Raw genomic sequence first — 7,265 nt, 5'->3', positions numbered from 1 at the left:
TGCTGGACACGACGTACTTCTTCAGCGAGTTCATCCGGTCCGCGAACCGGTCCCCGGCCCGCTCGGGCCAGGCCGGCGATGGAGGGTCAGCTCCCGCACCACCGGCACATCAGCCGGAACACCGCGAACAGCGTCAGCGGCCACAGGGCGGCGAACGCCCAGATCACCCCCGGCTCGGAGGTGACCATGCCGGCCACCATCAGGGCGACCGAGACCGCGAGCAGGACCGCGACGGTCCAGCCGCGGGGACGGTAGGAGCCCAACCGGGCCAGGACACGGGCCGGATCGGGGCGACGGCTCAGCCGCAGGGTGCGCAGCCGGCGGTCGAGGCGACGGTCGCGGCGCAGGGCGCGTTCCATCTCGTCGAGGATGCGCTGTTCGTTCTCGGGAAGTCGGCCGATGGACACGCTGTCTCCTTCCGGACGGCCGGACCGTCTCTCCTTCCGGGGGGAGGGGGACGTAAGAGCGGGTGCCCCGTGGTGCCCCCGTGCTAACCGGGGACCGGTCGCGCCAGCGCCTCCACGAGCCGGTCCGCGCTGTCCGGCACGGTGCCCTCGCGGAACCCGTCGCGGATCTGCCGGGCGGTCACCCGGCCGCCGGTCAGGCACCAGTCCCACCAGCGGTCCAACTGCCGCACGTCCAGCCGCTCGGCGGGCACCAGCGCGGGCCAGCCACAGGCGCGGGCCTGCGCGGTCATCTTCGCGCCGCCCTCGACCGGGTCGACGGCCAGCACCGGGGTGCCGACCCGCAGCGCGATCACCAGCCCGTGCAGCCGGTCGGTGACGACGAGGTCCAGCCGGGCCAGCACGGACTGCAACTGCGCGGGAGTGGCGCTCAGATGCCAGTCGTGCGTGTCGAGCCGCGTCTCCAGCTCCAGCCGGGCGCAGTCCTTCCCGGCGAGCCAGCGCGTCACCTCCTCGGCGACCTGCCCGTGCCGTCGCAGCTTCCCGTACTCCTCCTGCCCGTGCGTGAGGATCACCCCGACGACCGGCCGGGCCGGCACCTCCGGGGCGCGGGCCGCCAGGTCCTCCACCGGCTCGCTGTCCGGCGCGTCCCGGGGCAGCACCCGGTGGAAGCCGGTCACGGCCGCGCTGCCGGGGTCGATGACGGAGGTGCCGACGGCGATCCGCACGCAGTGCGCGAACCGCCGGTGCAGCTCCTCGACCTGCGGCCCGTGCAGCGGGCCGCACACGAACACCAGGTGGGAGTAGTCCTCGGGCCACAGCCGGTCCAGATGCAGCGCCTCCGGACGGAAGCCGGGACTCCAGGCGATGTCGTAGGGGATGCCCGTCCCCCGCAGTACGTCCTCCACCCGGCGCAGGGCCAGCACGTCCCCGGCGGTCGCCTCCCCGTCCCGGAAGCTGAACCACCCGGTCAGCAGCACCCTGCGCGGTCGCATGCCCTCTCGTGTCTGCACATGCCCTGAGTGCCCGCCCATCGGGAAGACAATCAGGGCATTACGTGCATTTACCCGGTGGTCACTGGGCGTGGAAGGTGGCGTCCGCCCGGTCGGTGGCCGTGCTCACCGCCTGCACGTTCAGCAGGTACTCCCAGTGGCGGACGTATCGCCCCGGGTAGTTGTACGACTCGAACGACACCCCCGCCGATTCGGCCAGCCCGGCGCGCCGGTGGAAGGTGGCGTCGGCCGCGAACTGCGCGCTGCCGTCGTTGCGCTCCAGCCACACCTCGAAGTTCCTGTGCCGCAGGTAGTGGCCGGGGAAGTTGGCCGACTCCAGCGAGACGGTGCCGCTGCCGGCCAGACCGGGCACGACGCGGAACTGCGAGTCGGCGAGCTTGGTGACGTTCGCCTCGATCCGGGCCCGGTAGTCCCAGTGGCGTATGAACCGGTCCGGGAAGTTGTGCGAGGAGAAGCGCTGCGGGGTGGTCCCGTCGGCGACCGGGATGCCGAAGTTCGGGGTGCCGTCGGCGTTCCAGTAGACCTTCTGCACGCGGGTGCGGCGGTTGGGGTCGTCGAGCGGGTCGCCGCTGATGTCCTTGTAGCTGCGGTCGTGGTAGACGAGGATGTCGCTCTTGCCGTCCTCGGAGACGGTGAAGGAGTTGTGGCCCGGGCCGTACTGGCTGGTCGCGGCGCTGCTGGCGAACACGGGGGTGGGGCTCTTGCTCCAGGACGCCTGGCTGAGCAGGTCCGCGTGCGCGGAGGCGGTGAGCATGCCCAGGCAGTAGTTGCTGTCGGTGGCGCTCGCGGAGTAGGTCATGAACACCTTGCCGCCGCGCTGGATGACGGCCGGGCCCTCGTTGACCTTGTAGCCGACGGTCTCCCAGGAGTAGGTGGGCCGCGACAGCATCACCGGGGTGCCGGTGATGGTCCAGGGGTTGGCCATCCTCGCCAGGTAGACGTCCGTGTTGTTGTTCACGGACGGGTCGCGCTGCGCCCAGGCCAGGTAGCGCACGCCGTTCACCACGAAGGTCGTGGCGTCCAGGGAGAAGCTCTCCCACTGGGTCCTGATCTGCCCCTTCTCCGTCCAGGTGGCGGTGAGCGGGTTGGCGCCGGTGCCCTCCAGGACGTACATCCGGATCGCCCAGACGTCGTTGCTGGCGCCGGCGGCGAAGTACACGTACCACTTGCCGTCGATGAAGTGGATCTCCGGCGCCCAGATGTGCGCGCCCATCACGCCGCTGGCGTGCTTGGTCCAGATGGTGGTCTCGGGGGCCGTCCGCAGTCCCTGGATGGTGGTCGCCCGGCGCAGCACGATGCGGTCGTACTCGGGGACGGTCGCCGTGAAGTAGTAGTAGCCGTCGGTGTGCTTGAAGATGTGCGGGTCGGCCCGCTTCTCCGCGATGGGGTTGGTGTAGGTGACGGCGGGGGAGTCGGGGACGGCGGCACGCGCGGGCGCACCCGCGAGGCAGGTCGCCAGGGCGACGAGGACGGCCATGAGGAGCCGTACGGCGTTGCGTCTCAAGGGAGGTCTCCGGAGGGGGTCGGGGGGTGGGGACGAGCCGCCTCTGTCCGTGAATGCGCGTCCGTGATATCGAACGCGGTTCGTGAATTCGGTCATGAAGTCGGTCAGAAGATAAGTGGGGCTCTTACCCTCGTCAACGGTTCGGACAGGCGGGGCACTTGAGACGCCGGGTCGCTCATCGACGTGAAAACCATGTTCATCTAGCATGGGGTGCCGATGCACACGCCGGTCGAGCGAGGAGGCCCCTGATGGGCGAGGCGGAGGAGGGCCCGGCGGCGGGGCGTGTCCCCGCGCCGGGCTTACGCAGCACCCGGCAGCGCCGGGCCGTGCTCGACGCCCTGGGCCGCTGCCGCGAGTTCGTCTCCGCGCAGGAACTGCACGCCCTGCTGGCCGACTCCGGCAGCACCGTCGGCCTCACCACCGTCTACCGCACCCTGCGCGAACTGGACCGCGCCGGGTTCGTCGACGTCGTCCGCGACGAGGGCGGTGAGCGGCTGTACCTGGGGCGGCCGGCCGGCGAGCACCGCCACCACCTCATCTGCCGCCGCTGCGGGCGCAGTCGGCCCGTGGACGCGGAGGCCGTCGAGGAGTGGGCCGCCCGGCTCGCCGGGATCACGGGCTTCACGGAACTGGAGCACACCCTCGAACTCACCGGCGTCTGCGGCCCCTGCGGACGCGAGCCGGCCCCGGCCGCCTGCCCGCCACCCCGCCCGGTCCGGTCAGCCTCGGAAGCGGGCCGTCCCCGTCAGGACGCGTACGTCGAGGTCCGTGACCGCGTCCGCCGTGAGCCGGGCGGTGAACTCGGCGCGCACCCGCTCGACGGCCGCCGGTGACAGCCCGGCGAGCATCCCGCGCGTACCGCTGCCGGTGGCCAGGATCCAGGCCGTCTCGGGGGTCAGCGGCGCGTCGAACCGCCGCCGGACGACCCGCGCTCCGCCGCCGCCGAGGCCCGTCAGCCAGGCCGCGAGCGTGCCGGCGGTGTCGATCCGGGCCAGCTGCTCCCGCTGCGGCGGCCGGGGCAGGTCGCGCTCCGTCCGGACCGCGTCCCACAGCGCCGACTGCCACCCGCCGAGCGCGCCCTTCTCCCAGACCGTCACGACGAACCGGCCACCGGGACGCAGCATCCGGACCAGCGCGGCCGAGTCCCGGTCCATGTCCGGGAAGAAGAACACGCCGAGCGCGCACTGCACGACGTCGTAGCCGTCACCGGGCACGGGCCACGAGGTCACCTCGTGGTGGTGGAAGCCGATGTTCCCCAAGCCCTCCTCCCGCGCCCGGCGCTCGCCGATCGCCAGCAGCCCCGCCGCGAGGTCCACGGCGTCCACCCGGCCCGCCGGACCCACGGCCCGCGCGGCCGGCAGCGCCGACGCCCCGGCCCCGCAGCAGGCGTCCAGCACGCGCTCCCCGGCGGCCGGGGCGGCCACGCCCGCCGTGGCCTCGCCGACCGGGTCCCACAGCGCCCCGGACCAGCGGTGGAACTCCTCCGCTCCCGCGCTGAAGACGTCTCCGACGGTGTTCTGACCGGTGGTCATGCGGCAACCCCCCTCGTTTCCGGCCGAGTCTAGGCACGCACGTCCGGCACGGCAGGGGGATTTCCCTCAGGGCAAGGGCAGTTGAGGATCCCGTGCACTCCGCGGGGCGGGTGGCGGCGCGGTCGTGGCCCGGGGGATCACCTGGGTCGGCAGCACGAGGTGGCGTTCGCGGTCCGCGCCCGGGTCGTTGATGAGTGACAGGGCCAGCTCGCCGGCCTCCCGGCCGATCCACGAGGGCGACTGCGCCACGGTGGTCAGATCGAACCACTGCGCCACCGGCTGGTCGTCGAAGCCGACGACCGACACCTGCCCGGGCACCTCGATCCGCGTCGCCCGCAGGGTCCAGATCACGGCGACCGCCACCTCGTCCTGCTCGGCGAAGACCGCGGTGGGCGGCTCCCGCAGCCCCAGCAGCCTGCCGACCGCCTCGGCGGCACCCCGCTTGTCGCCCACCGGCGTGGCGACCACCAGGTCGTCGTCGAGCGGCAGGCCCGCCTCGGTGAGGGCCCGCCGGTAACCGACCAGCCGCTCCTGCGAGCTGAAGGAGAAACCGCCGGCGCCCACCGTCTGCACGTAGGCGATCCGGCGGTGGCCGAGGTTGAGCAGGTGCCGGGTGCCGCGCAGCGCGCCGGCCACGTCGTCGACGTAGACGCTCGGGCGTCCGTCGACGTGCTGGCTGACGTAGACGACCGGCATGCCGAGCTTGTCCAGCCGGCCGGTCTCCTCCGCGGTGAGGTCGAAGGAGAACACCAGCAGCGCGTCGGCGTTGCGCCGGGCCGGAAGGTGCTCGAAGAACGCCCTGCGCTCCGCCATGCCGGGGATCACATACACCGTCAGTTCCATGCCGGCCGACCGCAGGACCAGCCCCAGGGCCGACAGTGCCGCGCCCACGAACCACGAAGAGAGCGTGGGCACCAGCACCGCGACGCTGCCCGTCCGGCCCGTCACCAGGCTCGCGGCATGCCGTGAGGCCGCGAAGTCCAGCTCCCGGGCGGCCCGTTCGACCCGGGCGCGGACCTCCGGCGAGACGGTGGTCAGACCGCGCAGGGTGCGCGAGACGGTGGAGACGGAGACCCCGGCCCGTTCGGCGACGTCGGCCATCGTGGGGTGCCGCTGACCTGGTGGCATGCGCCGGACGCTAGCACAGCGACCCTGCGCCCGGCCGCCCCTCCCGACAGCGCTGTCTCACCTGATTCTTGCCTTATTGCAGCGTTGGCGCGCATTGACTTCCCGACGGGGCACTCCTAGCGTGCAAACGTTGTCTCGACAGGATCGAAGTCGCCCCGGAGGGACGCCTCTTACCCGCTGCTACCTGCGGTTTTTATCAGCGGAATGCCGTGGCAACGCAATCTCATGACCAAAGCCATCCCGGGGGAACAGTCACGACTTCGGTACGTCACGACCAGGAGAGACAGTGAAGACCAGCACCGCCAGAGCGATCCAGTGTTCCGCAGCGCTCGCCGCCGCCGGGATCCTCCTCACCGCCTGCGGCTCGTCCGGCGGCAGCGGCTCGACGCAGGCCGCACCGGCGACGTTCAAGGGCCGCGGCCCCATCAGCTACGTCGCGGGCAAGGACACCACCGGCACCGTCCAGACCATCATTGACCGCTGGAACAAGGCCCACCCCAAGGAGAAGGTCACCTTCATCCAGCTGCCCACGGACGCCGACTCGCAGCGCCAGCAGATGATCCAGAACGCGGAGACGAAGTCCGACGCCTACACGGTCCTCGCCACCGACGTCGTGTGGACGTCGGAGTTCGCCGCCCACCAGTGGATCGAGCCGCTGCCCGCCCAGCAGTTCCCGCTCGGCAGGATGCTCCAGCCGGTCGTGGAGACCGGCAAGTACCGCGGCAAGCTCTACGCCGTCCCCGCCAGCTCCAACGGCGGCCTGCTGTTCTACCGCACCGACCTGCTGAAGAAGGCCGGCATCACCGAGCCCCCCACCACCTGGGCGCAGATGACCGCCGACTGCGCCAAGGTGCACAAGCTGCCCGAGGCGAAGAACATGTCCTGCTACGCCGGGCAGTTCCAGAAGTACGAGGGCCTCACGGTGAACTTCGCCGAGGCCGTGAACTCCGCGGGCGGCCGGATCACCGACGCGAACGGCAAGCCCGACGTCGACACCCCGCAGGCGAAGAAGGGCCTCGACTTCCTCGTCAAAGCTTTCAAGGACGGCACGATCCCCAAGGAGGCCATCACCTACCAGGAGGAGGACGGCCGGCAGGCCTTCCAGTCCGGCAAGCTGGTCTTCCTGAACAACTGGCCCTACGTGTACTCCCTGGCCCAGAAGAGCGCCATCAAGGGCAAGTTCGCCGTCGCGCCCCTGCCCGGCCTGAACGGCCCCGGCGCCTCCAGCCTGGGCGGCTCCAACCTGGCGCTGTCGTCCTACGCCAAGAACAAGGCCACCGCCCTGGACTTCATGAAGTTCTTCACCAGCGAGGAGAGCGCCACCTACTTCCTGAAGAACGCCTCCCTCGCCCCGCCGTACGCCGACCTGTACGACAACGCGGCACTGGACAAGCAGTATCCGTACCTGCCCGACCTCAAGCAGTCCATCACCAAGGCCGTCCCGCGCCCCCGCGTCGTGCAGTACGGCGACGTCACCGCCGCGATCCAGAACGAGGTCTACGCCGCGCTCACCGGCAAGAAGAGCAGCGCCCAGGCGCTCAAGGACCTGCAGTCCGACCTGCAGAAGCTGACGGCCCAGTAGGGCGCGGTGCGGCTGGAGCCGGTCGCCCAGAGGGCGTTGCGGCAGCGCGGGGCGTCCTTGTAGTCGTCGGGGACGGTGGACGTCCAGTTCTGCACGTTGGTC

Annotated in this window: 7 protein-coding genes and 1 pseudogene; 2 read left to right on the top strand and 6 right to left on the bottom strand. The window is 71.3% G+C overall.

Features of this window, described 5'->3' with window-relative positions:
• From ABZ948_RS40405 to ABZ948_RS40390, 4 genes and pseudogenes are all read right to left on the bottom strand, one after another.
• A pseudogene (locus tag ABZ948_RS40405) lies at positions 1–73 on the bottom strand (dihydrofolate reductase family protein); the annotation flags it as partial.
• Between the two features lie 13 nt (positions 74–86).
• A complete protein-coding gene (locus ABZ948_RS40400; RefSeq protein WP_359768117.1) occupies positions 87–407 on the bottom strand; it encodes a hypothetical protein in 321 nt (106 codons plus the stop codon).
• An 83-nt stretch (positions 408–490) separates the two neighbouring features.
• The gene (locus tag ABZ948_RS40395) at positions 491–1,399 is read right to left on the bottom strand and encodes a polysaccharide pyruvyl transferase family protein (RefSeq protein WP_359768116.1); all 909 of its coding nucleotides are present in this window, start codon (positions 1,397–1,399) and stop codon (positions 491–493) included.
• A 79-nt stretch (positions 1,400–1,478) separates the two neighbouring features.
• Positions 1,479–2,894 carry a family 43 glycosylhydrolase gene (locus tag ABZ948_RS40390; protein ID WP_359768119.1) on the bottom strand — a complete coding sequence of 472 codons (1,416 nt, stop codon included), beginning with the start codon at positions 2,892–2,894 and terminating at the stop codon, positions 1,479–1,481.
• Positions 2,895–3,169: 275 nt separating this feature from the next.
• Between ABZ948_RS40390 and ABZ948_RS40385 the strand changes: the two genes are divergently transcribed.
• Positions 3,170–3,754: a Fur family transcriptional regulator gene (locus tag ABZ948_RS40385; RefSeq protein WP_359768115.1), complete on the top strand. Its 585-nt coding sequence runs from the start codon at positions 3,170–3,172 to the stop codon at positions 3,752–3,754.
• Here ABZ948_RS40385 and ABZ948_RS40380 read toward each other — a convergent pair.
• Both ABZ948_RS40380 and ABZ948_RS40375 read right to left on the bottom strand, forming a co-directional pair.
• Positions 3,641–4,453 (bottom strand): class I SAM-dependent methyltransferase, encoded by an 813-nt coding sequence (locus ABZ948_RS40380; RefSeq protein ID WP_359768114.1) that lies wholly within the window; start codon positions 4,451–4,453, stop codon positions 3,641–3,643. The genes ABZ948_RS40385 and ABZ948_RS40380 overlap by 114 nt on opposite strands.
• 66 nt (positions 4,454–4,519) lie before the next feature.
• Positions 4,520–5,581, bottom strand: coding sequence for a LacI family DNA-binding transcriptional regulator (locus tag ABZ948_RS40375; RefSeq protein ID WP_435857802.1), 1,062 nt, complete (start codon positions 5,579–5,581; stop codon positions 4,520–4,522).
• Positions 5,582–5,867: 286 nt separating this feature from the next.
• Here ABZ948_RS40375 and ABZ948_RS40370 point away from each other — a divergent pair, with 286 nt between their 5' ends.
• A complete protein-coding gene (locus ABZ948_RS40370; RefSeq protein WP_359768113.1) occupies positions 5,868–7,163 on the top strand; it encodes an ABC transporter substrate-binding protein in 1,296 nt (431 codons plus the stop codon).
• The last annotated feature ends 102 nt before the right edge of the window (positions 7,164–7,265 follow it).

This window comes from Streptomyces olindensis (assembly GCF_040645895.1).
In the GTDB taxonomy this organism is placed as follows: Bacteria; Actinomycetota; Actinomycetes; order Streptomycetales; family Streptomycetaceae; genus Streptomyces; species Streptomyces olindensis.
This window is presented reverse-complemented; position numbering and strand designations above follow the sequence as displayed.